The following is a 24526-nucleotide window of genomic DNA, read 5'->3' as shown; positions in this document are numbered from 1 at the left end:
TCCGTGACCATTGAAAGTCACGCTTCCAGGCTGGCTGTGACGACCGAGTTCCTCTTTACCGACCACGACTTTTCCAGAATCCGGACCCTCATCCATCGCCGCGCCGGCATCGCCCTGGGCGAGCAGAAGCGGCAGATGGTGTACAGCCGGCTGTCGCGGCGCCTGCGCGAACTGCAGCTGCCGGCGTTCGCGCCGTACCTGGACCAGCTCGAGGCGCGCCACGACGGCGACGAGTGGCAGCTGTTCATCAACGCGCTCACCACCAACCTGACCTCGTTCTTTCGCGAGGCGCACCACTTTCCCACGCTGGCCGACCATGTGCGCAAGCGGCCGGGCCCGGTCACCGTCTGGTGCGCCGCCGCCTCGACGGGCGAGGAGCCGTACTCGATCGCCATCACGCTGATGGAAGCGCTGGGCGAGCGCGCGGGCTCGGCCCGCGTCATCGCCAGCGACATCGACACCGCGGTGCTGGCCAAGGCCGCCACCGGCGTCTTCACCACCGAGCAGGTGCGGCGCCTGTCGCCCGAGCGGCTGCGTCGCTTCTTCAACAAGGGCACCGGCACCAACGCCGGCAAGGTGCGCGTGCGCCCCGAGGTGGCCACGCTGGTGAAGTTCTCGCGCGTCAACCTGCTGGACAGCGCCTGGTCGGTGAAGGAGCCGGTGGACGCGATCTTCTGCCGCAACGTGATGATCTATTTCGACAAGCCGACGCAGAAGAAGGTGCTCGACCGCTTCGCGCCGCTGCTCAAGCCGGGCGGCCTGCTGTTCGCCGGGCATTCCGAGAACGCCTCGCTCGTCAACCCGGCCTTCCGCCCGCTGGGGCAGACGGTGTACGAGCTGTCGCGCACGCCGGGCCTCAAATGAGCCTGGCGAGCCACCACTACTTCGACCGCGATGTCGGGCGCATGGCCGTCAAGCTGTTGCCCTCCGAGTACTACGTGACCACCGACCACACCGTGCTGAGCACCGTGCTCGGCTCCTGCGTGGCCGCCTGCCTGCACGACGCGCAGGCGGGCGTGGCCGGCATGAACCACTTCATGCTGCCCGACGACGGCGAGCCCGGTGGCGGCTCGATGCGCTACGGCGCCTTCGCCATGGACGTGCTGGTGCGCGAGCTGGTGCGCGCGGGCGCGCGGCGCGAGCGGCTGCAGGCCAAGGTGTTCGGCGGCGGCGCTGTGCTGGCCGGCATGACCACGCTCAACATCGGCGACCGCAATGCCGACTTCGTGCTGCGCTACCTGGAGGCGGAACGCATCGAAGTGGCGGCGCAGGACCTGCGCGGACCGCATGCGCGCCGCGTGTGCTTCCTGCCCGAGAGCGGCAAGGCCGTGGTGCGCCGCCTGCGCGCACAGACCGAGGTGCTGCGGGTGCGCCGCGACGAAGGCGAGCTGCTGCGCCGGCTGTCGGTGCCCGCCGCGCCGCACGAGATCGACAGAACCAAAGGAAGCCGGTGAGCCTGCCAAGCAAGAAAAAGATCAAGGTGCTCTGCGTCGACGATTCGGCGCTGATCCGCAGCGTGATGAGCGAGATCATCAACAGCCAGAGCGACATGACCGTGGTCGGCACCGCGGCCGACCCGCTGGTGGCGCGCGACCTCATCAAGGTCACCAACCCCGACGTGCTCACGCTCGACGTGGAGATGCCGCGCATGGACGGCCTGGAGTTTCTCGAGAAGCTCATGCGCCTGCGGCCGATGCCGGTGGTCATGGTGTCCTCGCTCACCGAGCGCGGCTCGGAGATCGCGCTGCGCGCGCTGGAGCTGGGCGCCATCGACTTCGTGACCAAGCCGCGCCTGGGCGTGCGCGACGGCCTGCTCAACTACACCGAGCTCATCGCCGGCAAGATCCGCACGGCCGCCAGTGCGCGGCTGCTGCCCGCGCGCCCAGCGGCCACGGCGGCGCGGCCCGCCCACGAGGCCGCGCCCGAGGCGCTGCTGCGCAGCCCGCTGCTGAGCACCGAGAAGCTGCTCATCATCGGCGCCTCCACCGGCGGCACCGAGGCCATCCGCGAGGTGCTGCAGCCGCTGCCGCCCGATGCGCCCGCGGTGCTCATCGCGCAGCACATGCCGGCCGGCTTCACGCGCTCCTTCGCACAGCGCCTGGACGGCCTGTGCCGCATCCGCGTGAAGGAGGCGGAGCAGGGCGAGCGCGTGCTGCCGGGCCATGCCTACATCGCGCCGGGCGGCTTTCACCTGTCGCTGGCGCGCAGCGGCGCCAACTACGTGGCGCACCTGGACCAGGAGCCGCCCGTGAACCGCCACCGGCCGTCGATCGACGTGCTGTTCGATTCGGCGGCCAAGCACGCGGGCAAGAACGCCATCGGGATCATCCTCACCGGCATGGGCAAGGACGGCGCCGAGGGCCTGCTGCGCATGCGGCGCGCGGGCGCGCACACGCTGGCGCAGGACGAGGCCAGCTGCGTGGTCTTCGGCATGCCGCGCGAGGCGGTGGCGCTGGGCGCGGTGGACGAGGTGTCGCCGCTGAACGAGATCAGTCGCCGCGTGATGGCGCACCTTCGCACGTTCGGTGAACGTGCGAACCGGGTATGACGAGTTTGAACAACGACCTGTGGAGCTGGAAAAAATCGTGATCGACAAGAGCATCAAGATCCTGGTGGTGGATGACTTCCCGACCATGCGGCGCATCGTGCGCAACCTGTTGAAGGAGCTGGAGTTCCTCAACGTCGACGAGGCCGAGGACGGCGTGGCCGGCCTGGAGAAGCTGCGCGGCGGCAGCTTCGGCTTCGTGGTCTCCGACTGGAACATGCCCAACATGGACGGCCTGACCATGCTGCAGACCATCCGCGCCGATCCCGAGCTGAAGACGCTGCCGGTGCTGATGGTCACGGCCGAGGCCAAGAAGGAAAACATCGTCGCGGCCGCGCAGGCCGGCGCCAACGGCTACGTGGTGAAGCCCTTCACCGCGGCGACGCTGGAAGAGAAGATCACCAAGATCTTCGAGAAGCTGGCCAAGGCATGAGCCAGGACACCGCCGGCGCGGCAGACGCCACCAACAACACCACCGAGGAACTGCTGGGCCGCATCGGCCACCTCACGCGCCAATTGCGCGAAGGCCTGCGCGAGCTGGGCCTGGACAAGCAGGTGGCCAAGGCCGCGCAGGCCATCCCCGATGCGCGCGACCGCCTCAACTACGTGGCGGCCACCACCGAGCGCGCGGCGCACCGCGCGCTCAACGCCATCGACGTGGCGCAGCCGCTGCAGGAAGCCCTGGCCACCGACGCCAAGGCCCTGACGCAGCGCTGGGACCAGTGGTTCGAGAACCCGATCGAACTCGACCAGGCGCGCGAGCTCGTGCTGGACACGCGCGGCTACCTGAACGACGTGCCCCAGCGCGCCAGCGCCATCAACACGCAGCTCATGGAGATCCTGATGGCGCAGGACTTCCAGGACCTCACCGGCCAGGTCATCAAGAAGATGATGGAAGTCGTCAACGACGTCGAGACGCAGCTGCTGCAGGTGCTCATCGACAACTCGCCGCCCGAGAAGCGCCACGAGGCCGTGCAGAGCCTGCAGAACGGGCCGCAGGTGAAGGCCGGCAACCCCGACGCCGTGACCGACCAGGCGCAGGTCGACGACCTGCTCGAAAGCCTGGGTTTCTGAGCCGCTCGCAGCCTGCTTGATTGGCCGAATTGCAGGGCGATACCGGCCCTGATCGGCAGATTGTTCCGCACCACCGGATCCAATAATTTGGTTCTGGGCAAGGCGTACTTCGCCAGTGCTGGTTCGGAGCATGAATGGCTGAGGAAAGCGATCTCGAGAAAACGGAACCCGCCTCCGAGCGGCGCCTGGAGAAGGCGCGCGAGGAAGGCAACGTGGCCCGTTCGCGCGAGCTCACCACCTTCGTCATGCTCGCCACCGCGAGCGCCGGCCTGTGGCTGGCGGCCGAGTCGCTCGGCGCGAGCCTGAGCGGCGCGCTGCGACGCGGCCTGCAGTTCGAACGCGCCAGCGCCTTCGACCCCGCGCACATGCTCTCGCAGAGCGGGCTCATGGTGCTGCATGCACTCATGGCCATCGGGCCGCTGTTCGCCATGATGGTCGTCGCCGCCGTGGCAGCGCCGCTGATGCTCGGCGGCTGGATGTTCTCCGGCAAGGCCGTTGCACCCAACTTCGGCAAGCTCAATCCCCTGGCCGGCATCGGCCGCATGGTCTCGGCGCAGGCGCTGGCCGAACTCGTGAAGGCGCTGGCCAAGTCGGCGCTCATCGGCGGCGTGGCGTGGTGGGTCATCGTGGACGACATCGAGGCCGTGATGGCGCTCATGTCGCAGCCCGCGCACGAGGCGCTGCCGCATGCGCTGGTGCTGGTGGCCAAGCACTGCGCGCTGATCGCCGCCACGCTCTTTCTCGTCGCGCTCGTCGACGTGCCGTTCCAGCTGTGGAACTACTACCGCAAGCTGCGCATGTCGCGCGAGGACGTGCGCCAGGAGCACAAGGAAAGCGAAGGCGACCCGCACATCAAGGCGCAGATCCGCCGGCAACAGCAGCAGATGGCACGCCGCCGCATGATGGCCGAGGTGCCCAAGGCCGACATCGTGCTCACCAACCCGACGCACTTCGCCGTCGCGCTGCAGTACCTGGACAGCGACATGCGCGCACCGCGCGTGGTTGCCAAGGGCACCGAGCTGGTGGCCGCGCGCATCCGCGAGATGGCCAGGGAACACAAGGTCGCGATCCTGGAGGCGCCGCCGCTCACGCGCGCGCTGTATCGGCACACGAAGCTGGGCGAGGAAATTCCCGCAGGGCTGTACACCGCCGTGGCCGAGGTGCTGGCCTGGGTGTACCAGCTCAAGCGCTGGAACAGCGAGGGCGGCGAGGCGCCGCGCACGCCGACCGACCTGCCGGTGCCGGCCGACCTGCAGTATTCGCCGGCGGTCGCATGAACGGATTGAACGACCTGATGCGCCTGCCGGCGCGGATCTTCTCCGGCTCGCAGTTCAAGGGCCTGGCGGGCCCGATCCTCATCATCCTCATCCTGAGCATGATGGTGCTGCCGCTGCCGCCCTTCCTGCTCGACCTGCTGTTCACCTTCAACATCGCGCTGTCGGTGATGGTGCTGCTGGTGAGCATGTACACCATGAAGGCGCTGGACTTCGCGGCCTTCCCGGCGGTGCTGCTGTTCTCGACGCTGCTGCGCCTGTCGCTCAACGTGGCCTCCACGCGCGTGGTGCTCATGCACGGCCACACCGGGCCCGACGCGGCCGGCAAGGTGATCGAGGCCTTCGGCCACTTCCTGGTGGGCGGCAACTTCGCGGTGGGCGTGATGGTGTTCATCATCCTCGTGCTCATCAACTTCATGGTGATCACCAAGGGCGCGGGCCGCATCGCCGAGGTGGGCGCGCGCTTCATGCTCGACGCGATGCCGGGCAAGCAGATGGCGATCGACGCCGACCTCAACGCCGGCCTGATCGGCGAGGAGATCGCCCGCAAGCGCCGCGCCGAAGTGGCGCAGGAGGCCGACTTCTACGGCTCGATGGACGGTGCCAGCAAGTTCGTGCGCGGCGACGCCATCGCGGGCCTGCTCATCATGGTGATCAACATCATCGGCGGCCTCGTGGTCGGCATGCTGCAGCACGGGCTCGACTTCTCGACAGCCGGCAAGACCTACACGCTGCTGGCCATCGGCGACGGCCTGGTGGCGCAGATTCCGGCGCTGGTGATCTCCACCGCGGCCGGCGTGATCGTCTCGCGCGTGACCACCGACGAGGACGTGGGCAGCCAGCTCACGGGCCAGCTCTTTTCCAACCCGCAGGTGCTGTTCCTCACGGCCGGCATCGTCGGCCTGCTGGGCATGATCCCCGGCATGCCGAACCTGGCCTTCCTGCTGATCGCGGGCGGCCTGGTGTGGCTCGGCAAGCGGCTGGTGCAGCGCAAGCCGCAGGTCGCCGCGCAGCAGGCAGCCGCCGCCGCAACGCAAGGGGCAGGCGTGCCCGCCGCGGCCGAGCAGGCCGAAGCCACCTGGGACGACGTGGCCATGGTCGATCCGCTGGGCATGCAGGTCGGCTACCGGCTCATCCCGCTGGTGGACCAGTCGCAGCAGGGCGAGCTGCTGGGCCGCATCAAGAGCATCCGCAAGAAGATCGCGCAGGAGCTGGGCTTCCTGGTGCCGGTGGTCCACATCCGCGACAACCTGGAGATCAAGCCCAACGCCTACGTCATCAGCCTGAAGGACGTGGAGATCGGCCGCGGCGAGGCTTTCCCCAACCAGTGGATGGCGATCAACCCCGGCCAGGTGACGGGCACGCTGACCGGCACGCCCACGCGCGACCCGGCCTTCGGCCTGGAGGCCACCTGGATCGACGCCAGCCTGCGCCAGCAGGCGCAGGTGTACGGCTACACCGTGGTCGATGCCTGCACCGTGATGGCCACGCACCTGAACCACCTGATCCACACCCACGCGGCCGAGCTGCTGGGCCGCCAGGAAGTGCAGCAGCTGCTCGACCAGATCGCCAAGACCGCGCCCAAGCTCACCGAAGACCTGGTGCCCAAGGTGCTGTCGCTGAGCACGCTGCACAAGGTGCTGCAGAACCTGCTCGACGAAGAAGTGCCGATCCGCGACATGCGCACCATCCTGGACGTGATGGCCGAGCACGCGCCCACGGTGAAAGACCCGACCGAGCTCACCACGCTCACGCGCCTGGCGCTGGGCCGCGCCATCACGCAGCAGCTGTTCCCGGGCGACGAGGAGATGCAGGTGATCGGCCTGGACGGCTCGCTCGACAGCGTGCTGCAGCAGGCCCTGAACAACAGCAGCGGCATCGAGCCGGGCATTGCCGACAACCTGCTCAAGCAGGCGCAGGCCGCCATGGTGCGCCAGGAGCAGATGGGGCTGGCCCCGGTGCTGGTCGTGCAGCACGCGCTGCGTGTGCTGCTGTCGCGCTTTTTGCGGCGCAGCCTGCCGCAGCTCAAGGTGCTCTCGCACGCCGAGATCCCTGACGCCCGGACCATCAAGATCACCGCCGCCATTGGAGGACGAGCCGTTTGAATCCCCAGACCGACGTGCGCACCACCGCACGCAAATTCGTCGCCGCCACCGGCCGCGAGGCCCTGCGCCTGGTGCGCGAATCGCTCGGCGCCGAGGCCATCGTGCTCACGCACCGCGCCACCGCGCAGGGCGTCGAAATCGTCGCCATGGCCGAGGGCGATGTGCAGGAGACGGTGCAGGCCGCAGTGCCCGCAGCCGCACCTGCCACGGCCGCACCGGCCGACCCCACCGTGCTCAGCGAACTCCATTCGATGCGCGGCATGATCGAAGAACAGCTCGCCAGCGTGGTCTGGAGCGACAGCCAGCGCCGCGACCCGGTGCGCGGTCGCCTGCTGCGCACGCTGCTCGGCGCCGGCTTCAGCGCGCGCCTGTCGAAGGCCATGCTCGAGAAGTTGCCCACGGGCCAGAGCTACGCCGACGGCATGGCCTTCGTGCGCTCCGAGCTCGTGCGCGCGGTGCCGGTGCATGAAGACGAGGACGCGCTGTTCGCGCAGGGCGGCGTCTATGCCTTGATGGGCCCGACCGGCGTCGGCAAGACCACCACCACCGCCAAGCTGGCGGCGCGCTGCGTGATGCGCTTCGGCGCCGACAAGCTCGCGCTCGTCACCACCGACAGCTACCGCATCGGCGCCTACGAACAGCTGCGCATCTACGGCCAGATCCTCAACGTGCCGGTGCATGCCGTGAAGGACGCGGCCGACCTGCAGCTGGTGCTGCACGACCTGCGCGACCGCCACATGGTGCTCATCGACACCGTCGGCATGAGCCAGCGAGACCGCGCCGTGCCCGAACAGATCGCCATGCTCGGCAGCAGCCAGCGGCCGGTGAAGCGGCTGCTGCTGCTCAACGCCACGAGCCACGGCGACACGCTCAACGAGGTGGTGCATGCCTACCGCCAGGGCCATGCGCTGGCGGGCTGCATCTTCACCAAGGTCGACGAGGCCACGCACCCGGGTGCGCTGATCGACACCGTGATCCGCCACCGCCTGCCGGTTCACTACATCTCGGGCGGCCAGAAGGTGCCCGAGAACCTGGTGCGCGCGGACCGCGTGCAGCTGGTGGACAGCGTGTTCCAGCCGCGCCAGCACAGCCCGCTCTTCGTGCCGGCCGAAGCCGACCTGCCCGACGAGGCCGCGCCTTCGCCGCAGGCGCAGAGCGAGACCGATCGCCTGCGCTTGCGCTACCAGAGCCTGATCCGTGCGATGGCGCACGACGCGCAGGAACTGGCGACCACTGCGGGCGCGCTGGCTGGGGCGCACATCGGCTTCGATGGCGCGCGCATGCTGTGGCGGCAGGCCGGTGACGAGGCCGTCGATGCCAGGGCCGTGCTGCACGATCTGCCCGCGTTCGCGCGCGGCGAGGTGGTTGGGGGATGCGACACCTACGTCCTCGCGCTGGCCGGGCAGGTGGGCCTGCGCGCGACCGACAGTGGCGACGCTTACGTGTGCCATGGCAGCCTGCTGCTGTCGGACCGCAACGGGTTGCCGCTGGCGGCGCCGAACCAGTGGCTTTCGACCGCTGCGGCGCGCCAGTCGGCCGCACCGGGCCAGCGTCAGGCGCAGTGGCTGCAGCAGCAGGATTTCGGCAAACGATTGGTGCATGTGCTGGGCAAGCCGCCGGCCATCGAACAGATGCTGGCGTGGCAGGCCGAAGGCACGCAGTGGCTGGCGCGCGCGCCGGGCAGCACGGCTGTGACGGACGTGCGCACCGGCACCGCGACCACGCTCGCGCGCCTGGCCTTCGCGTTCGACGATGCGACCGAACGGCCCGTGCGCTATCGCGGCAAGGCCGCGCTGCAATGCGAAGCGCAGGTCGAGGTGTTGCCGCGCACTGCCATCGACCGCGACACCCTGCCCATGCTGCGCTGCGTGGCCGTGCGCGTGGTCGATGCGCGCAGCCGCAAGCTGCTGTCGCAGACCTGCGTGCTCACCAACCTGGGCGACGAAGTGGGCGCACCGCAGCTCGCGCAATGGCAGGGCTGGGTCGCCGACGCCGAGCCGTGCTTCCGCCTGCTGCGCGACGGCGTGCAGCTCGTGGGCGGCATGGGCGAGCCCGGCGATCCGCACATGATGAAGCGCCTGCTCGTCGCCGGTCAGGTCACGACCACCGTGTGGCGCCTGCTGCAGGCCGAGGGCGAATGGGCCGATCGCACGCGCCTGCTGCTGGGCCAGCTCACGGGCCGCGCCGCGCGCGCCGGCCGCGCGCTGACGGGCGGCGCGCTGTACGCGGGCGTGGGCAAGCTGTTCCTGCTGCTCGATGCGCTGGGCACCGAATCGGCCGCGCCCGCGCAAGCGCCGCGCGCGCTGGAACGCCTGGGCTGAAGGCGATGAGCGCACGCGTCACGGACCAGGCCGACGGGCTGCGCCGGCTGCTCGGGCAGGCGCCGGTGCGCGTCGTCGCCGTCGCGGGCATGGGCCCCGGCGCGGGCGCGACCACGGCTGCGATGAGCCTGGGCGCGGCGCTGGCGCAGCAGGGCAAGGACGTGCTGTTGCTGGATGAACATCACCCGAAGGGACGCTCGGTGTGCGATGTGTGGGCGCTCGGCCCACGCGGCACGCTGGCCGATGTGGCGAGTCGGCGGCTGCGCATCGACCAAGCCGCCGCGAGCGCGGTGTGCGGCGTGCAGGTGCTGCCCGCATCGCCCGGCGCGACCGTCGACCCGCGCACGCTGTGGCCGCGCGGCATCGTGCTCGTCGATGCGGCTTTCGACGACGAAGGCCGGCTGTCGCCGCTGGCGGAAAGCGCCGACGAACTGCTGCTCGTGCTGCAGCCGCACCCGGCGGCCATCACCTCGGCCTACGCGGGCATCAAGCGCCTGCACCGCACGCATGCACTGAAGCAGCTGCGCTTCCTGCTCAACGGCGTGGCCGATGCGGGCACGGCGCAGCAGGTCATGCACAACCTCGCACAGGCCGCCAGCCGCTACCTCGCGTTGTCGCTGCTGCCCGTGGGGTGGGTGCGTACCGACCCCTGGTTGGCCGATGCGGCGCGGCTGCGCCAGACCGTGGTCGAGGCCTTTCCGGCCAGTGCGGCGGCGGTCGATTTCCGCGCCATCGCCGACGAGATGGGCCGCTGGACCTGGCGCACGCCCGCGCGGCCGGCCGTGTTCCCGCAGGCGCTCGCGGCCTGAGGCACGACCACGAGGACGGACGGCCGTGTACACCGCACAGGGCACCATCGAGAAATCGCATCTGCTGGAACAGCACCAGCCGCTGGTGCGCCGCATCGCGCTGCAGATGATGGCGCGGCTGCCGGCCAGCGTGGAGCTGGACGACCTGATCCAGGCCGGCATGCTCGGCCTGCTCGATGCGTCGAGCCGCTACCAGGACCACCGCGGCGCACAGTTCGAGACCTTCGTCAGCCAGCGCATCCGCGGCGCCATGCTCGACGAGCTGCGCGCCAGCGACTGGGGTTCGCGCGGGCTGCGCCAGTCGGCGCGCGGCATCGAGAAGGCGATCCAGGCGCTGGGCCACCGGCTGGGCCGCGCGCCCACCGAAGGCGAGATCGCGAAGGAGCTGAAGGTCGACCTGGACACCTACCAGTCGATGCTGCAGGACATCCAGGGCTGCCAGCTGCTGTACGTGGAAGACTTCGCCAAGGGCGACCCCGACAACCCCTTTCTCGATCTGCATGCGCAGGAGGCGCGCAAGGGGCGCGGCGACTTCGACGACCCGCTGGCGCGCCTGCTCGAAAGCGGCTTTCGCCACCAGCTGGTGGACGCCATTGGCGCGCTGCCCGAGCGCGACCAGCTGCTGCTCAAGCTCTACTACGAGGAAGAGCTGAACCTGCGCGAGATCGGCGCGGTGCTCGAAGTGAGTCAGTCGCGCGTGTGCCAGCTGCACGGGCAGGCGGTGAGCCGGCTGCGTGCGAAGCTGAAGGATTCTCTGTAGAGAAACTCAGCTGGCGTAGCGCGCGTCGAGCGCATCGAGTTCGGGCTTGCGCACCAGCCGCTGCCGCTCGGCGAAGGGCGCGACCAGCGACGGGTCTTCGTCCATGCGCCGCGTGTCGCGCAGCACCGTGAGCGCCTTCTGCATGCCGGCCAGCGCGCCCTGCAGCGCGGCGTTGGCATACAGCACGATGCCGTAGCCCAGGCCGCCGAGCTCCTCGGCGCCGAAGATCGGCGTCTTGCCGCCGATCACCATGTTCATGAGTTGCGGCTTGTGCAGGCGCTGCGGCAGTGCGCGAATTTCGTCGGCTGTGGTGACAGCTTCGACGAACAGGATGTCGGCGCCGGCCTCGCTGAACTTCTGTGCGCGCTCGATCGCGGCCTCGAAGCCCAGCGTGGCGGCCGCGTCGGTGCGGGCCATGATGAGCAGGTCGGGGTCGGTGCGGGCATCGACGGCGGCCTTGATCTTGTTCACCGCTTCCTCGGTGGAGATCACCTCCTTGCCCGAGAAATGGCCGCAGCGCTTGGGCGCGACCTGGTCCTCGAACTGGATGCAGTCGGCGCCCGCGCGCTCCAGCATGCGCACCGTGTGGCGCACGTTCAGCGCGTTGCCGAAGCCGGTGTCGGCATCGACGATCAGCGGCAGGTTCACGGCGTCGCGGATGCGCGCCGTGTGGTCGGCGATCTCGTGCAGGCCCATGAAGCCCTGGTCGGGCAGGCCGAACCACATGTTGGTGACGCCCGCGCCGGTCACGTAAATGGCTTCGAAGCCCAGGTCTTCGATGACGCGCGCCGACAGCGCGTTGAAGGCGCCCGGCACCAGCACGCCGCGGCGGGCCTCGGCCAGGGATCGGAGGGTCTTGCGAGTCGACATCGGAATTTCCTGTGAATGGATCTGAAAGCTCAAAGGGTGTCGCCGGGCACACGGACCCAGCCTTCCATCAGTACGCGGGCGCTGCGGCTCATCACTGCCTTGGTCACCTGCCATTCGCCATCGACCTGGCTGGCCTGCGCGCCCACGCGCAAAGTGCCCGAGGGATGGCCGAAGCGCACGGCCTCGCGCGCGCCGCCGCCGGCCGCGAGGTTCACCAGCGTGCCGGGAATGGCCGCGGCCGTGCCGATGGCCACCGCTGCCGTGCCCATCATCGCGTGGTGCAGCTTGCCCATCGACAGCGCGCGCACGAGCAGGTCGATGTCGCCGGCCGCCACAGCCTTGCCGCTCGATGCGGTGTAGCCGGCAGGCTTGGCCACGAAGGCGACCTTGGGCGTGTGCTGGCGGCTGGCCGCTTCGTCGAGCGACTGGATCAGGCCCATGCGCAGCGCACCGTGCGCGCGGATGGCCTCGAAGCGGGCGAGCGCGGCGGCGTCGCCGTTGATCGCGTCCTGCAGTTCGGTGCCGGTGTAGCCGAGCGCTTCGGCGTTCACGAAGACGGTGGGGATGCCGGCGTTGATCATCGTGGCCTGCAGCGTGCCGAGGCCGGGCACCTCGAGGTCGTCGACGAGGTTGCCGGTCGGGAACATCGCGCCGCCCGCGCCGTCTTCTTCGGCGGCGGGGTCCATGAACTCGAGCTGCACCTCGGCCGCGGGGAAGGTCACGCCGTCGAGTTCGAAGTCGCCGGTCTCCTGCACCGCACCGCCGGTCATCGGCACGTGCGCGACGATGGTCTTGCCGATGTTGGCCTGCCAGATGCGCACGACCGCCACGCCGTCGCGCGGCACGCGTGCCGCGTCGATGAGGCCGTTGCTGATCGCGAACGGGCCCACGGCCGACGAGAGATTGCCGCAGTTGCCGCTCCAGTCCACGAAAGGCCGGTCGATCGACACCTGGCCGAACAGGTAGTCCACGTCGTGGCCGGGCCGTTCGCTCTTCGAGAGGATGACGGTCTTGCTGGTGCTCGACGTCGCGGCGCCCATGCCGTCGATCTGCTTGCCGTAGGGGTCGGGGCTGCCGATCACGCGCAGCAGCAGCGCGTCGCGCGCTGGGCCCGGCACCTGCGCCGCCTCGGGCAGGTCCTGCAGGCGGAAGAACACGCCCTTGCTGGTGCCGCCGCGCATGTAGGTGGCGGGGATCTTGATCTGCGGAAGATGCGGCATCGTCAGTCGGCTTTCGTGGCGGCGAGGAAGTCCTGCGCAAAACGCTGCAGCACCCCGCCGGCTTCGTAGATGGAGACCTCTTCGGCGGTGTCGAGGCGGCAGGTCATGGGCACGTCGAGCCGTTCGCCATTGCGGCGGTGCACGACCAGCACGAGGTCGGCGCGCGGGGTGCGCGCACCGGTCACATCGTAAGTCTCGGTGCCGTCCAGGCCCAGCGTGAGGCGGTTGGTGCCGGGCTTGAATTCGAGCGGCAGCACGCCCATGCCGATGAGGTTGGTGCGGTGGATGCGCTCGAAGCCTTCCGCCGCGATCGCTTCCACGCCGGCCAGCCGCACGCCCTTGGCGGCCCAGTCGCGCGACGAGCCCTGGCCGTAGTCGGCGCCGGCCACGATGATCAGCGGCTGCTTGCGCCCCATGTAGGTCTCGATGGCCTCCCACATGCGCATCACCTCGCTCTCGGGCTCGACACGCGCGAGCGATCCGGCGCGCACCGTGCCGTCGGCCTTGCGCACCATCTCGTTCTTCAGCGTGGGGTTGGCGAAGGTGGCGCGCTGCGCCGTGAGGTGGTCGCCGCGGTGGGTGGCGTAGGAGTTGAAGTCGTCCTCGGGCAGGCCCATGCGGTGCAGGTACTGGCCGGCCGCGCTGTCCAGCAGGATCGCGTTCGACGGCGAGAGGTGGTCGGTCGTGATGTTGTCTGGCAGGATCGCCAGCGGGCGCATGCCCTTCAACGTGCGTTCGCCGGCCAGCGCGCCTTCCCAGTACGGCGGGCGGCGAATGTAGGTGGAGGCGGGGCGCCAGTCGTACAGCGGCGCGACCTGCTCGCCCGTGTCGGGCTGGATCGCGAACATCGGCTCGTACACCTGGCGGAAGTGCGCGGGCTTCACGCTGGCCTTCACGATGGCGTCGATCTCTTCGTCGCTCGGCCAGAGGTCCTTGAGGCGAATTTCCTTGCCGTCGACGACGGTGAGCACGTCCTTCTCGATGTCGAAGCGCACCGTGCCCGCAATCGCGTAGGCCACCACCAGCGGCGGCGAAGCGAGGAAGGCCTGCTTCGCATACGGGTGGATGCGGCCGTCGAAGTTGCGGTTGCCCGAGAGCACGGCCGTGGCGTACAGGTCGCGCTCCACGATCTCCTGCTGGATGGCCGGGTCGAGCGCGCCCGACATGCCGTTGCACGAGGTGCAGGCATAGGCGACCACGCCGAAGCCCAGCTGTTCGAGTTCGCGCATCAGGCCCGCGTCTTCCAGGTACAGCGTCACCGCTTTTGAGCCCGGCGCGAGCGAAGTCTTGACCCACGGCTTGCGCGCGAGCCCCACGCGGTTGGCATTGCGCGCAAGCAGGCCCGCGGCGATCACGTTGCGCGGATTGCTGGTGTTGGTGCAGCTGGTGATGGCCGCGATGATCACGGCGCCGTCGGGCATCTGGCCGGGCACGTCGTCCCACGGGGCGGCGATGCCACGCGCCGCGAGGTCGGCGGTGGCCACGCGCGCATGCGGGTTCGACGGGCCGGCCATGTTGCGCACGACCGTCGAGAGGTCGAACTGCAGCACGCGCTCGTATTCGACTTCGCTCAGCGTGTCGACCCACAGGCCCGCCTGCTTCGCATAGACCTCGACCAGGCGCACCTGCTCGTCGGCGCGGCCCGTGAGGCGCAGGTAGTCGAGCGTCTGCGTGTCGATGGCGAACATCGCGGCGGTGGCGCCGTACTCGGGCGCCATGTTGGAGATGGTCGCGCGGTCGCCCAGCGTGAGGCTGGCCGCGCCTTCGCCGTGGAACTCCAGGTACGCGCCCACGACCTTCGCCGCGCGCAGGAACTCGGTGAGCGCCAGCACGACGTCGGTGGCCGTGATGCCCGGCTGCGGCCGGCCCGCGAGCCGCACGCCGACGATGTCGGGCAGCCGCATCCACGAGGCGCGGCCGAGCATCACGTTCTCGGCCTCGAGCCCGCCCACGCCCACGGCGACGACGCCCAGCGCGTCGACGTGCGGCGTGTGGCTGTCGGTGCCCACCAGCGTGTCGGGGTAGGCCACGCCGTCCTGCGCGTGCACGACGGGCGACATCCGCTCCAGGTTGATCTGGTGCATGATCCCGTTCCCCGGCGGGATCACCTCCATGTTGCGGAAGGCCCGCTTCGTCCATTCGATGAAGTGAAAGCGGTCTTCGTTGCGCCGGTCCTCGATGGCGCGGTTCTTCGCGAAGGCATCGGGGTCGAAGCCGCCGCACTCCACGGCCAGCGAATGGTCGACGATGAGCTGCACCGGCACCACGGGGTTCACCTGCGAGGGGTCGCCGCCCTGTTCGGCGATGGCGTCGCGCAGGCCGGCCAGGTCGACCAGCGCGGTCTGGCCGAGGATGTCGTGGCAGACCACGCGCGCGGGGAACCACGGAAAGTCATGGTCGCGCCGGCGCTCGATGAGCTGCGTGAGGCTTTGCGCGAGGATCGCCGGGTCGCAGCGGCGCACGAGGTTCTCGGCATGCACGCGCGCGGTGTAAGGCATCGTGGCCCAGGCGCCGGCGCGGATCGCTTCGACGGCTTCGCGTGCATCGAAGTAGTCCAGCGCGGTGCCGGGAAGGTTCTTGCGGTAGTCGGTGTTCATGGGGCGCTTGTCGCTCGGCACCCGCGCGCGGGCACGGGCGCTTTTCTTCTTCTCGTGTTTTTACTTCCGATCCTGGATTGGCGCGAACTTCAGGTCTTCGGGGCCCGTGTAGTTGGCGCTCGGCCGGATGATCTTGTTGTCGATGCGCTGCTCGATGATGTGCGCCGCCCAGCCCGAGGTGCGCGCAATGACGAACAGCGGCGTGAACATGGCGGTGGGCACGCCCATCATGTGGTAGCTCACGGCGCTGAACCAGTCGAGGTTGGGGAACATCTGCTTCACGTCCCACATCACGGCCTCGAGCCGCTCGGCAATGTCGAACATCTTGGTCGAGCCGGCCTCCTGCGACAGCGTGCGCGCCACGCCCTTGATGACCACGTTGCGTGGGTCGCTCACCGTGTAGACCGGGTGGCCGAAGCCGATCACGACTTCCTTGGCGGCGACGCGGCGGCGGATGTCGGCCTCGGCCTCGTCGGGTGCGTCGTAGCGCTTCTGGATTTCGAAGGCCACCTCGTTCGCACCGCCGTGCTTGGGGCCGCGCAGCGCACCGATGGCGCCGGTGATGGCCGAGTACACATCGGAGCCCGTGCCCGCGACCACGCGCGCCGTGAAGGTGGAGGCGTTGAACTCGTGCTCGGCATAGAGGTTGAGCGAGGTGTGCATCGCGCGCTCCCACTGCGCGCTGGGCTTGCGCCCGTGCAGCAGGTGCAGGAAGTGCGCGCCGATGGAGTCGTCGTCGGTCTCGACTTCGATGCGCCGGCCCTGCGTGGACCAGTGGTACCAGTACAGCAGCATCGAGCCGAGCGAGGCCATCAGGCGGTCGGCGATGTCGCGCGCGCCGGGCAGGTTGTGGTCTTCCTTCTCGGGCAGCAGGCAGCCCAGCGACGAGACGCCGGTGCGCATCACGTCCATCGGGTGCGCGCTGGCGGGCAGCTGCTCCAGCGCCTCCTTCAGGCTCGCGGGCAGGCCGCGCATGGCCTTGAGCTTGGCCTTGTAGGCGCGCAGCTCGGCAGACGTGGGCAGCTTGCCGTGCACCAGCAGGTGCGCGATTTCCTCGAACTCGCAGACCTCGGCGATGTCCAGGATGTCGTAGCCGCGGTAGTGCAGGTCGTTGCCGGTGCGGCCCACGGTGCACAGGGCGGTGTTGCCGGCGGTCACGCCCGAGAGGGCGACGGATTTCTTGGGCTTGAAGCCGGTGGGGGTGGCGGTGTCGTTCATGCGGGTTCCTTGTCTGTGGGCACGGGGTACAGGTAGGTGTTGCGCAGGCGCGCGGGACGGCCGCGGCCATCGACGGCCACCATCTCGAACAGGCCTTTCAGCGAAGGGCGGGCTTCGCCGTCGGGCGGCTCGGCCGCGCCGGTGACGCAGACCGTGAGCGAGCTGCGCCCGGCGCGCGTCACCCAGGCCCGCAGGCGCAGCACATGGCCGACGGGCACGGGCGCGAGGAACTGCGCGTCGCCCAGGCTGGCCATCACCACGTCGGACTTCGCGAAGGCGCGCGCGGCGAGGAAGGCGGCCTTGGACATCAGCAGCAGGGCGTTGCCGCCGAACAGCGTGCCGTAGTGGTTGGTGTGCTCGGGGAACACGATGTCGGTCAGCTCGATGGCGGCGGATCGGTTTGTCATGCTTCGCAATTTACGCAATCGAACGCCCATAATGAAGGCCTGAATTGGCGAATGATTGCGAATGAAGACGGCTGATTTTGCAAATATTGCGAATATCGCAAAGACCCACGAGGTGACCCGATGAGCAAGACCTTCATGGGCGTGCGCCTGCGCACGCTGCGCGCCGAACGCGGCCTCACGCAGGTGGCGCTGGCCCAGATGCTGGGCCTGTCGCCGAGCTACCTGAACCAGATCGAGCAGAACCAGCGCCCGCTCACCGTGGCGGTGCTGCTGCGCATCAGCAAGACGCTCGGCGTCGACGTGCAGCAGTTCTCCGAAGACGAAGAGGCGCGGCTGGTGGCCCGCATGCGCGAGGCGCTGGCGGACAACCCCGGCGGCGAGGCCGTCGCGCTGCCCGAGCTGCGCGAGGTGGCGTCGCAGATGCCGGCCGTGGCGCGCGCGCTGCTGGCCTTGCACCGCCGCCACCAGGAGGCGCAGGAGCGGCTGGAGCTCATGGCCGCCGAACTCGGCGACGGGCGCGGCGACATCTCGCGCAGCCGGCCCATGCCTTTCGAGGTGGTGCGCGATTTCTTCTTTGCCCACCAGAACCATTTCGACCCGCTCGACACCGCCGCCGAATCGCTCGCCGCCGAGGCCCGTGCGAACGGCGGACCGCTCGCCGAATGGCTCCAGCAGCGGCTTCTTTCGGCCCACGGCGTGCGCGTGGTGCCGGGCGACGAAGGGGAGGGCGCGCTCGACAGCCAGCGCCGCTACGACCCGGCCCGCCGCGTGCTGCGCCTGTCGGCCGGCCTGGAGCCGGGCCAGCAGGCCTTCCAGCTGGCCACGCAGCTCGCGCTGCTGGAGCAGGCCGCGCTCATCGAGTCGCTGGTCGTGCAGGCCGATTTCGGCGACGCCCCGGCCCACGCGCTCGCGCGCATCGGGCTGGCCAACTACTTCGCGGCCGCCGTGCTGCTGCCCTACGGCCCGTTCCTGCAGGCGGCCGAGGCGCTGCGCTACGACATCGACCTGCTCGCGCGCCAGTTCGGCGTGGGCTTCGAAACCGTCTGCCACCGCCTGAGCAGCATGCAGCGCCCGGGCGCGTCGGGCGTGCCCTTCTTCTTCATCCGCGTGGACCGGGCCGGCAACATCTCCAAGCGGCAGTCGGCCACGCACTTCCACTTCTCGAAGACCGGCGGCACCTGCCCGTTGTGGAACGTGTACGAGGCCTTCGCGCAGCCCGGGCGCGTGCTGCCGCAGCTGGCGCGCATGCCCGACGGCCGCGCCTACCTGTGGATTGCGCGCACCGTGTCGCACGGCCAGCGCGGCTTCGGCTCGCCGAGCAAGACCTTCTCGATCGGCCTGGGCTGCGACATCCGCCACGCCCCGCGCCTGGTCTACGCCAAGGGCCTGGACCTGAAGGACCCCGACGTGCCCACGCCCATCGGCATGGGCTGCAAGGTGTGCGAGCGCGTGGCCTGTCCGCAGCGGGCGTTCCCGTTCATCGGGCGGCCGCTCGATGTGAACGAGAACGAAAGCCGGTTCACGCCGTATGCGGTGGCGGGGGCTTAAGTAGAAACAGGGCACGAGCTGCTGCGCCGATTCCAAGCAAAGAGGGAAGGATCTCCAGATGTTGAAACCGCATCACCACCGCTCGTTGGCAAGCGCCTGCAAGGCCATCGCATCCCTTGGCGTTCTTTTGTGCCTTGCAGGATGCCCGCCGGTCCTGATCCCCTCTGTCTCGCGCGATGTGGAGACCCAGAGGATGGTCGAGATGAAGTTGATGAATCTCGATGCCAATGAGGATCTGCATCTCTTGAAAAAATGCCGGCTGTCCAGCAAGGCAACGGTCGAGGGCTGCAGCGGCCCCCTCGACGTTTCTTTGCTGGTTCGGCCTGTGGGCTGGTCTGCCAAAAAGTTTGCCCGGCAAGATCCTTCGAAGATCGCCAAACTCACAGAGGGCCGTTTCGGGTTTTCGTTGCGATCGCATTTCTCCGGCGTCCATGGTTTTGGCCGGCCGACGATCGCGAAGCACAACGCGCCGGACACCTTCATCGGCTACTTCGTCGATGCCTACGGTTGGACGTCCCTGGTCTGGCTTGGCAAAGACGCCTTGTTTCCCGACGAATCGGATCCGAAGCCATCGTTCCCGGAGCGACAGTTCCTGCATGTGACCCTGCCGAAGAAGAACGCGAACGCATCGCCTGCGTTGGTCCTTCAAGAGGGTGACAAGGTCTGGCTCTTCATGGATGCCGGTGATCAATGTCTGTCCGAGCAGTGCTTCGCAGTCGACGAGGTGCTGCAAGCGCGTGTCGACCCAGTGCCCGAGCGATTCAGGAATCGCCGGTTCGAGCTCTACTTCGCTCGCGACCTGCGGTACGAGGCGAACGAGGTCACCACGAAAAACTTCGAGCCGGTCGTCAAGGCGAGAACGGGGACAGGAAGTGAAAGATCGCTTCCGATCGGGCAGCTTCCAAAGCCGAAGGGAGACTTCGCATTCGATGAACGGGTGATTCCGGCGTCGCGTTTCTCCGACGCATTGCCATCGGTCGCTTGCGAATGGGTGTCCTACTCCGCCGGGACGGTGGTGATGCTCACTGCGGAGAACAGTGTGAAGAGCACGATGAAGCTCTCGGGATGTACCGTTCTCGAACCCTACGTCCCATGGACCCTCGAGGCACGCTAGTGCGCTTCGAGGGCTCCTTCCGACAGAGTCAGAGCGAGGAGGGAGGCGTGGCGCTCGCCTCGCTCCACCCACCCCCCAGCGCCTTGTAGATCGCCAGCCGGTTCGTCTGCTCCGTGAGCTGCAAACCGATGAGCGTCTGCTGCGCCGCATAGTCGCTGCGCTGCGCGTCCAGCACGTCGAGGTAGTTGGCGGCGCCGCTCTTGAAGAGCGACTGCGAGAGCTCGAAGCTGCGCGCGGTGGCGGCGCGCAGCGAGCGCTGCGCGTCGAGGCGCTCGGCCAGCGTGCGGCGTTCGGCCAGGGCGTCGGCCACTTCGCGGAAGGCGGTCTGTACGGCCTTCTCGTAGGTGGCGATCTGGATCTTCTGCTGCGCTTGCGCCACCTGCAGGTTGGCGCGGTTGGCGCCGCCGTCGAAGATCGGCACGCTGATCGACGGCGCGAAGCTCCAGGCCTTGCTGCCGCTCGCGAACAGGCCCGAGAGCGTGCTGCTCGCGGTGCCGGCCGAGGCGGTGAGCGCGATGCGGGGGAAGAAGGCCGCGCGCGCCGCGCCGATGTCGGCGTTGCTCGCGCGCAGCGCGTGCTCGGCGGCGCGCACGTCGGGGCGCTGTTGCAGCACGCTCGACGACAGACCAGCCGGGGGCGCGAGCAGTTGCGCGACGTCGGCGGTCGTCGCGGCGGTCGGCAGCAACTCGGGCGGCGGCGTGGCGCCGACCAGCAGCGCCAGCGCGTTGCGGTCCTGCTCGACCTGGCTGTCGAAGGCCGCGGCGTCGGCGCGCGCGGCATCGACGGTGCTTTGCGCCTGCGCCAGCGCCAGGCCCGACTGCGCGCCGAGCGCATGGCTGCGCTGCACCAGCTCGAAGGACTTGCGCTGGCTCTCGAGCGTGCCGCGCGCCAGCTGCAGGCGCTGCTCGTCGGCGGCCAGTTGCAGCCACGCCGTGGCGACGGAGGCCACGAGGCTGATCTGCGTGCTGCGCTGCGTTTCCTCGGTCTGGAAGTAGCCCTGCAGCGCCGATTCGCCGAGGTTGCGCACGCGCCCGAACAGGTCGAGCTCGTAGGCCGTCATGCCGAGGTTGGCGCTGTACTGCGAGGCGATGCGCGATTCGCCGCTGGTCGACAGGCTGCCCGGCGTGCGCGAGCGCGTGCCGGCGGCGCCGGCGTTGACGGTGGGGAACAGGTCGGCCCGCGCGATGCCGTACTGGGCGCGCGCACGCTCGATGTTGAGCGCCGCCACGCGCAGGTCGCGGTTGTTGGCGAGCGCGAGTTCGATCACGCCCTGCAGCTGCTTGTCGACGAAGAAGTCACGCCAGCCGATGTCCAGCGGCGTGGCCGTGGCGACGCCGGCCGAGGGCAGGGCCGATGGGACCGGCGAGGCGGGCGTTTCGTACGCGGGCGCGAGGTTGACGCAGCCGGCGAGCACGGCCGAGGCCAGGGCGGCGCAGGCCAGGGCGCGCAGGGGAAGGCGGGGCAGGGGAAGGCGGGGCAGGGTGGTGCGCGTCATCATTGCGCTCCCTGTTCTGCGGGCAAGGCATCCGGCGGCGTGTCGGCCGGCTTGCGGCGGCCTTCCAGCCAGCCGCGGATCATCGCGAAGAACAGCGGCACGAAGAAGATGCCCAGCGCCGTGCCGACCACCATGCCGCCCAGCACCGCGGTGCCGATCGACTGGCGGCCGCCCGCACCTGCGCCGGTGCCGATGGCCAGCGGCAGCACGCCGAAGCCGAAGGCCAGCGAGGTCATGAGGATGGGGCGCAGCCGCAGCCGCACGGCCTCCAGCGTGGCCTCGATCACGCCCTTGCCCTGCTCCTGCAGCTGCTTGGCGAACTCGACGATCAGGATCGCGTTCTTGGACGACAGGCCCACCGTGGTGAGCAGGCCGACCTGGAAGTACACGTCGTTGCTCAGGCCGCGCAGGCTGGTGAACAGCAGCGCGCCCACGATGCCCAGCGGCACCACCAGGATCACCGAGAACGGCACCGACCAGCTCTCGTACAGGGCCGCGAGGCACAGGAACACGAACAGGATCGAGATGGCGTAGAGCACTGGCGCCTGCGCGCCCGACAGGCGCTCCTGGAACGAGGCGCCGGTCCATTCGTAGCCGATGCCGGCGGGCATCTGCTTCATCACTTCATCGACGGCGGCCATGGCGTCGCCCGAGCTCACGCCGGGTGCGGCATCGCCGACGAACTCGTAGCTGGGGCTGCCGTTGTAGCGCTGCAGCTGCGGCGAGCCGTAGGTCCAACGCGAGCTCGAGAAGGCCGGGAACGGCACCATCTGGCCCAGGTTGTTGCGCACGCTCCAGCGGTCGATGTCGGTGGGCAGCATGCGAAAGGCCGTGTCGCCCTGCATGTACACGCGCTTGACGCGGCCGTTGTCCAGGAAGTCGTTGATGTAGGTGCCGCCCATGGCGCTCGACAAGGTGCTGTCGATGTCGGACGTGGCCAGGCTGGCCGCGCCGGCGCGCGCGTCGTCGATGTCCACCGCGAACTGCGGCGTGTCGTCCAGGTTGTTGCTGCGCACGTTCGCCACCTCGGGGCGCTTGGAGAGCAGGTCGATGAGCTGGTCGCGCGCCTTCACGAGCGCGTCGTGGCCCAGCCCATTGATGTCCTTCAGGTGGAAGTTGAAGCCCGCGTTGGCGCCGAGCCCGCGCACCGCCGGCGGCAGCAGCACGAAGATGCGCGCGTCGCGGATGGTCGAGAGCTCCTTGTTGGCGCGCCGCGCGAGTTCGGCGGCCGACTGGCCGGCGCCTTCGCGCTCGGCCCAGTCCTTCAGCTTCACGAAGGCGCGCGCCGAACTCTGGTCGCCGTTCTGCCCGGTGATCACGTTCACGCTCACCACCTCGGGCTGCTTGGTGAAGTAGTCCTGCATCTGCGTGACCACCGGCTGCAGCCGCGCGTCCGACGCGCCCGGCGGCAGCGTCACCTGCACCTGCAGGAAGGCCTGGTCTTCATCGGGCAGGAAGGAGGTGGGCAGGCGCATGAACAGCAGCGCCATCACGGCCGCGATCAGCAGGTACACGACGAGGCTGCGCTTGCCGCGCCGCACGATGCCGCCGACGATGCCCTGGTAGCGGTCGGCGCCCTGGTCGAAGCGGCGGTTGAAGCCCGCGAAGAAGCGGTCGACCGCGCCCAGCACGCCCTTGCGCGGGGCTGCGTGGCCGCCCTTGGCGACCGGCTTGAGCAGCGTGGCGCACAGCGCCGGCGTGAGCGTGAGCGCCACGAACACCGACAGCGCCATGGCCGAGACGATGGTGATCGAGAACTGGCGGTAGATCACGCCGGTTGAGCCGCCGAAGAAGGCCATGGGGATGAACACGGCCGACAGCACCAGCGCGATGCCCACGAGCGCGGGCGTGATCTCGGCCATCGACTTGCGCGTGGCCTCCTTGGGCGAGAGGCCCTCTTCGTGCATCACACGCTCGACGTTCTCCACCACCACGATGGCGTCGTCCACCAAGAGGCCGATGGCCAGCACCATGCCGAACATGGTGAGTGTGTTGATCGAGTAGCCCGCCACGGAGAGCACGCCGAAGGTGCCCAGCAGCACTACAGGCACGGCAATGGCCGGGATCAGCGTGGCGCGGAAGTTCTGCAGGAAGATGTACATCACCAGCACGACCAGCACCATGGCCTCGGCCAGTGCCTTCACCACCTCGTCGATCGACGCGCTCACGAAGGGCGTGGTGTCGTAGCTCACGAAGGTCTGCATCTGGTTGGGAAAGAGCGGCTGCAGCTCGGCCACCTTGGCCTTCACGGCCTCGGCCACCTGCACCGCGTTGGCGCCGTCGGCCAGCACGATGCCCATGCCGGCACCTGGGCGCCCGCCCAGCACCGAGCGCACCGTGAGGTTTTCGGCGCCCAGCTCCACGCGGGCCACGTCGCGCAGGCGCACCACGGCGCCGTCGGGCGTGGCGCGCAGCACCACGTTCTCGAACTCCTCGACCGTCTTCAGCTTGCTGCGCGCGGTGATGGTGGCATTGAGCTGCTGCTGCGCACCGGCCGGCAGCGCGCCGAGCTGGCCGGCCGAGACCTGCGCGTTCTGCGCGGTGATGGCGCTGCCCACGTCGGAGGGCATGAGCGCGTACTTGCGCAGCTTGTCGGGGTCCAGCCACAGGCGCATGGCGTAGCCGGTGCCCAGCGTCTGCACCTCGCCCACGCCGTCGACGCGGCTGATGACGTCGACCAGGTTGCTGCTGATGTAGTCGCCCACGTCCACCGCCGAGGCGCTGCCGTCGCCGGAGAACATCGAGACGATCAGCAGGAAGTCGTTGCCGCCCTTGGTGACGGTGACGCCGCGGCTTTGCACCTGCTGCGGCAGGCGCGACATGGCCTGTTGCAGCTTGTTCTGCACCTGCATCTGGGCCACGTCGATGTTGGTGCCCGCGTTGAAGGTGAGCGACAGCCGCGCCACGCCCGACGAGTTGCTGGTCGACTGCATGTACAGCAGGTTGTCCAGCCCCTTCATCTGCTGCTCGATGACCTGGGTGACGGAGTCTTCGACCGTCTTGGCCGAGGCGCCGGTGTAGGTGGCGTTGATGGACACGCGCGGCGGCGCGATGTCGGGGTACTGCTCCAGCGGCAGCGTGCGGATGGCCATCAGGCCGGCGAGCATGACGACGATGGAAAGCACCCACGCGAAGATGGGGCGGTCGATGAAGAACTGGGCCATGGCGG

General features: G+C 69.2%; 19 protein-coding genes. 12 read left to right on the top strand and 7 right to left on the bottom strand.

The annotated features are described in order from the left end of the window. The first annotated feature begins 3 nt into the window (after positions 1-3). The 10 genes from AC07Q9_RS04015 (at position 4) to AC07Q9_RS03970 (ending at position 10888) form a co-directional block, all read left to right on the top strand. Positions 4-864 carry a CheR family methyltransferase gene (locus tag AC07Q9_RS04015; protein ID WP_495307520.1) on the top strand — a complete coding sequence of 287 codons (861 nt, stop codon included), beginning with the start codon at positions 4-6 and terminating at the stop codon, positions 862-864. After that, positions 861-1454, top strand: a complete 594-nt coding sequence (cheD, locus tag AC07Q9_RS04010; RefSeq protein ID WP_062469392.1) for a chemoreceptor glutamine deamidase CheD — start codon at positions 861-863, stop codon at positions 1452-1454. The genes AC07Q9_RS04015 and cheD overlap by 4 nt, the downstream gene beginning before the upstream one ends. A gap of 2 nt (positions 1455-1456) precedes the next feature. After that, a complete protein-coding gene (locus AC07Q9_RS04005) occupies positions 1457-2548 on the top strand; it encodes a protein-glutamate methylesterase/protein-glutamine glutaminase (protein ID WP_083259225.1) in 1092 nt (363 codons plus the stop codon). Between the two features lie 37 nt (positions 2549-2585). Beyond that, entirely contained in the window at positions 2586-2978 is a 393-nt protein-coding gene (gene cheY, locus AC07Q9_RS04000; protein WP_056582361.1) for a chemotaxis response regulator CheY, read from the top strand. Further along, the gene (cheZ, locus tag AC07Q9_RS03995; protein ID WP_307586336.1) at positions 2975-3619 is read left to right on the top strand and encodes a protein phosphatase CheZ; all 645 of its coding nucleotides are present in this window, start codon (positions 2975-2977) and stop codon (positions 3617-3619) included. The genes cheY and cheZ overlap by 4 nt, the downstream gene beginning before the upstream one ends. A 134-nt stretch (positions 3620-3753) precedes the next feature. After that, the gene (gene flhB, locus AC07Q9_RS03990; protein WP_159274399.1) at positions 3754-4896 is read left to right on the top strand and encodes a flagellar biosynthesis protein FlhB; all 1143 of its coding nucleotides are present in this window, start codon (positions 3754-3756) and stop codon (positions 4894-4896) included. Then, positions 4893-6998, top strand: a complete 2106-nt coding sequence (gene flhA / locus AC07Q9_RS03985) for a flagellar biosynthesis protein FlhA (protein ID WP_095946642.1) — start codon at positions 4893-4895, stop codon at positions 6996-6998. Before flhB ends, flhA begins: the two co-directional genes overlap by 4 nt. Then, positions 6995-9319, top strand: coding sequence for a flagellar biosynthesis GTPase FlhF (gene flhF / locus AC07Q9_RS03980; protein ID WP_495307517.1), 2325 nt, complete (start codon positions 6995-6997; stop codon positions 9317-9319). Before flhA ends, flhF begins: the two co-directional genes overlap by 4 nt. Positions 9320-9324: 5 nt before the next feature. Next, the gene (locus tag AC07Q9_RS03975; protein ID WP_495307515.1) at positions 9325-10128 is read left to right on the top strand and encodes a MinD/ParA family ATP-binding protein; all 804 of its coding nucleotides are present in this window, start codon (positions 9325-9327) and stop codon (positions 10126-10128) included. A 25-nt stretch (positions 10129-10153) separates the two neighbouring features. Beyond that, positions 10154-10888: an RNA polymerase sigma factor FliA gene (locus AC07Q9_RS03970; RefSeq protein ID WP_070061574.1), complete on the top strand. Its 735-nt coding sequence runs from the start codon at positions 10154-10156 to the stop codon at positions 10886-10888. A gap of 6 nt (positions 10889-10894) precedes the next feature. Here AC07Q9_RS03970 and AC07Q9_RS03965 read toward each other — a convergent pair whose 3' ends face one another. From AC07Q9_RS03965 to AC07Q9_RS03945, 5 genes are read right to left on the bottom strand one after another with little or no spacing between them, the layout of a single operon-like run. Continuing rightward, positions 10895-11758, bottom strand: a complete 864-nt coding sequence (locus AC07Q9_RS03965) for an isocitrate lyase/PEP mutase family protein (RefSeq protein WP_495307513.1) — start codon at positions 11756-11758, stop codon at positions 10895-10897. A gap of 29 nt (positions 11759-11787) precedes the next feature. After that, positions 11788-12978 (bottom strand): 2-methylaconitate cis-trans isomerase PrpF, encoded by a 1191-nt coding sequence (gene prpF / locus AC07Q9_RS03960; RefSeq protein ID WP_495307511.1) that lies wholly within the window; start codon positions 12976-12978, stop codon positions 11788-11790. A gap of 2 nt (positions 12979-12980) precedes the next feature. After that, entirely contained in the window at positions 12981-15575 is a 2595-nt protein-coding gene (gene acnD / locus AC07Q9_RS03955) for a Fe/S-dependent 2-methylisocitrate dehydratase AcnD (protein WP_495307509.1), read from the bottom strand. Between the two features lie 60 nt (positions 15576-15635). Beyond that, complete coding sequence (gene prpC, locus AC07Q9_RS03950; RefSeq protein WP_487850331.1) at positions 15636-16793, bottom strand: bifunctional 2-methylcitrate synthase/citrate synthase; 1158 nt, start codon at positions 16791-16793, stop codon at positions 15636-15638. Continuing rightward, positions 16790-17200 carry an acyl-CoA thioesterase gene (locus tag AC07Q9_RS03945; RefSeq protein WP_495307506.1) on the bottom strand — a complete coding sequence of 137 codons (411 nt, stop codon included), beginning with the start codon at positions 17198-17200 and terminating at the stop codon, positions 16790-16792. Before AC07Q9_RS03945 ends, prpC begins: the two co-directional genes overlap by 4 nt. Positions 17201-17320: 120 nt before the next feature. Here AC07Q9_RS03945 and AC07Q9_RS03940 point away from each other — a divergent pair, with 120 nt between their 5' ends. Next, positions 17321-18748, top strand: coding sequence for a short-chain fatty acyl-CoA regulator family protein (locus AC07Q9_RS03940; protein ID WP_495307505.1), 1428 nt, complete (start codon positions 17321-17323; stop codon positions 18746-18748). 58 nt (positions 18749-18806) lie between these two features. After that, the gene (locus tag AC07Q9_RS03935; RefSeq protein ID WP_495307503.1) at positions 18807-19862 is read left to right on the top strand and encodes a hypothetical protein; all 1056 of its coding nucleotides are present in this window, start codon (positions 18807-18809) and stop codon (positions 19860-19862) included. A 28-nt stretch (positions 19863-19890) separates the two neighbouring features. On the opposite strand, the gene AC07Q9_RS03930 is transcribed toward AC07Q9_RS03935, so the two are convergent. Together AC07Q9_RS03930 and AC07Q9_RS03925 are read right to left on the bottom strand one after the other, a co-directional pair. Then, positions 19891-21357 carry an efflux transporter outer membrane subunit gene (locus tag AC07Q9_RS03930; protein WP_495307502.1) on the bottom strand — a complete coding sequence of 489 codons (1467 nt, stop codon included), beginning with the start codon at positions 21355-21357 and terminating at the stop codon, positions 19891-19893. Further along, the gene (locus AC07Q9_RS03925; protein WP_495307500.1) at positions 21357-24521 is read right to left on the bottom strand and encodes an efflux RND transporter permease subunit; all 3165 of its coding nucleotides are present in this window, start codon (positions 24519-24521) and stop codon (positions 21357-21359) included. Before AC07Q9_RS03925 ends, AC07Q9_RS03930 begins: the two co-directional genes overlap by 1 nt. Between the last annotated feature and the right edge of the window lie 5 nt (positions 24522-24526).

The organism is Variovorax sp. GW821-FHT09A10 (assembly GCF_059418385.1).
This window is presented reverse-complemented; position numbering and strand designations above follow the sequence as displayed.

What these genes read in the sequence shown, in the direction of transcription:
- AC07Q9_RS03940 (WP_495307505.1), top strand. Translation starts at nt 17,321, where the DNA reads ATGAGCAAGACCTTCATGGGCGTGCGCCTGCGCACGCTGCGCGCCGAA.
- acnD (WP_495307509.1), bottom strand. Translation starts at nt 15,575, where the DNA reads ATGAACACCGACTACCGCAAGAACCTTCCCGGCACCGCGCTGGACTAC.
- cheZ (WP_307586336.1), top strand. Translation starts at nt 2,975, where the DNA reads ATGAGCCAGGACACCGCCGGCGCGGCAGACGCCACCAACAACACCACC.
- AC07Q9_RS03975 (WP_495307515.1), top strand. Translation starts at nt 9,325, where the DNA reads ATGAGCGCACGCGTCACGGACCAGGCCGACGGGCTGCGCCGGCTGCTC.
- AC07Q9_RS03925 (WP_495307500.1), bottom strand. Translation starts at nt 24,521, where the DNA reads ATGGCCCAGTTCTTCATCGACCGCCCCATCTTCGCGTGGGTGCTTTCC.
- prpF (WP_495307511.1), bottom strand. Translation starts at nt 12,978, where the DNA reads ATGCCGCATCTTCCGCAGATCAAGATCCCCGCCACCTACATGCGCGGC.
- AC07Q9_RS03965 (WP_495307513.1), bottom strand. Translation starts at nt 11,758, where the DNA reads ATGTCGACTCGCAAGACCCTCCGATCCCTGGCCGAGGCCCGCCGCGGC.
- AC07Q9_RS03935 (WP_495307503.1), top strand. Translation starts at nt 18,807, where the DNA reads ATGTTGAAACCGCATCACCACCGCTCGTTGGCAAGCGCCTGCAAGGCC.
- cheD (WP_062469392.1), top strand. Translation starts at nt 861, where the DNA reads ATGAGCCTGGCGAGCCACCACTACTTCGACCGCGATGTCGGGCGCATG.
- AC07Q9_RS03945 (WP_495307506.1), bottom strand. Translation starts at nt 17,200, where the DNA reads ATGACAAACCGATCCGCCGCCATCGAGCTGACCGACATCGTGTTCCCC.
- AC07Q9_RS03930 (WP_495307502.1), bottom strand. Translation starts at nt 21,357, where the DNA reads ATGACGCGCACCACCCTGCCCCGCCTTCCCCTGCCCCGCCTTCCCCTG.
- prpC (WP_487850331.1), bottom strand. Translation starts at nt 16,793, where the DNA reads ATGAACGACACCGCCACCCCCACCGGCTTCAAGCCCAAGAAATCCGTC.
- flhA (WP_095946642.1), top strand. Translation starts at nt 4,893, where the DNA reads ATGAACGGATTGAACGACCTGATGCGCCTGCCGGCGCGGATCTTCTCC.
- flhB (WP_159274399.1), top strand. Translation starts at nt 3,754, where the DNA reads ATGGCTGAGGAAAGCGATCTCGAGAAAACGGAACCCGCCTCCGAGCGG.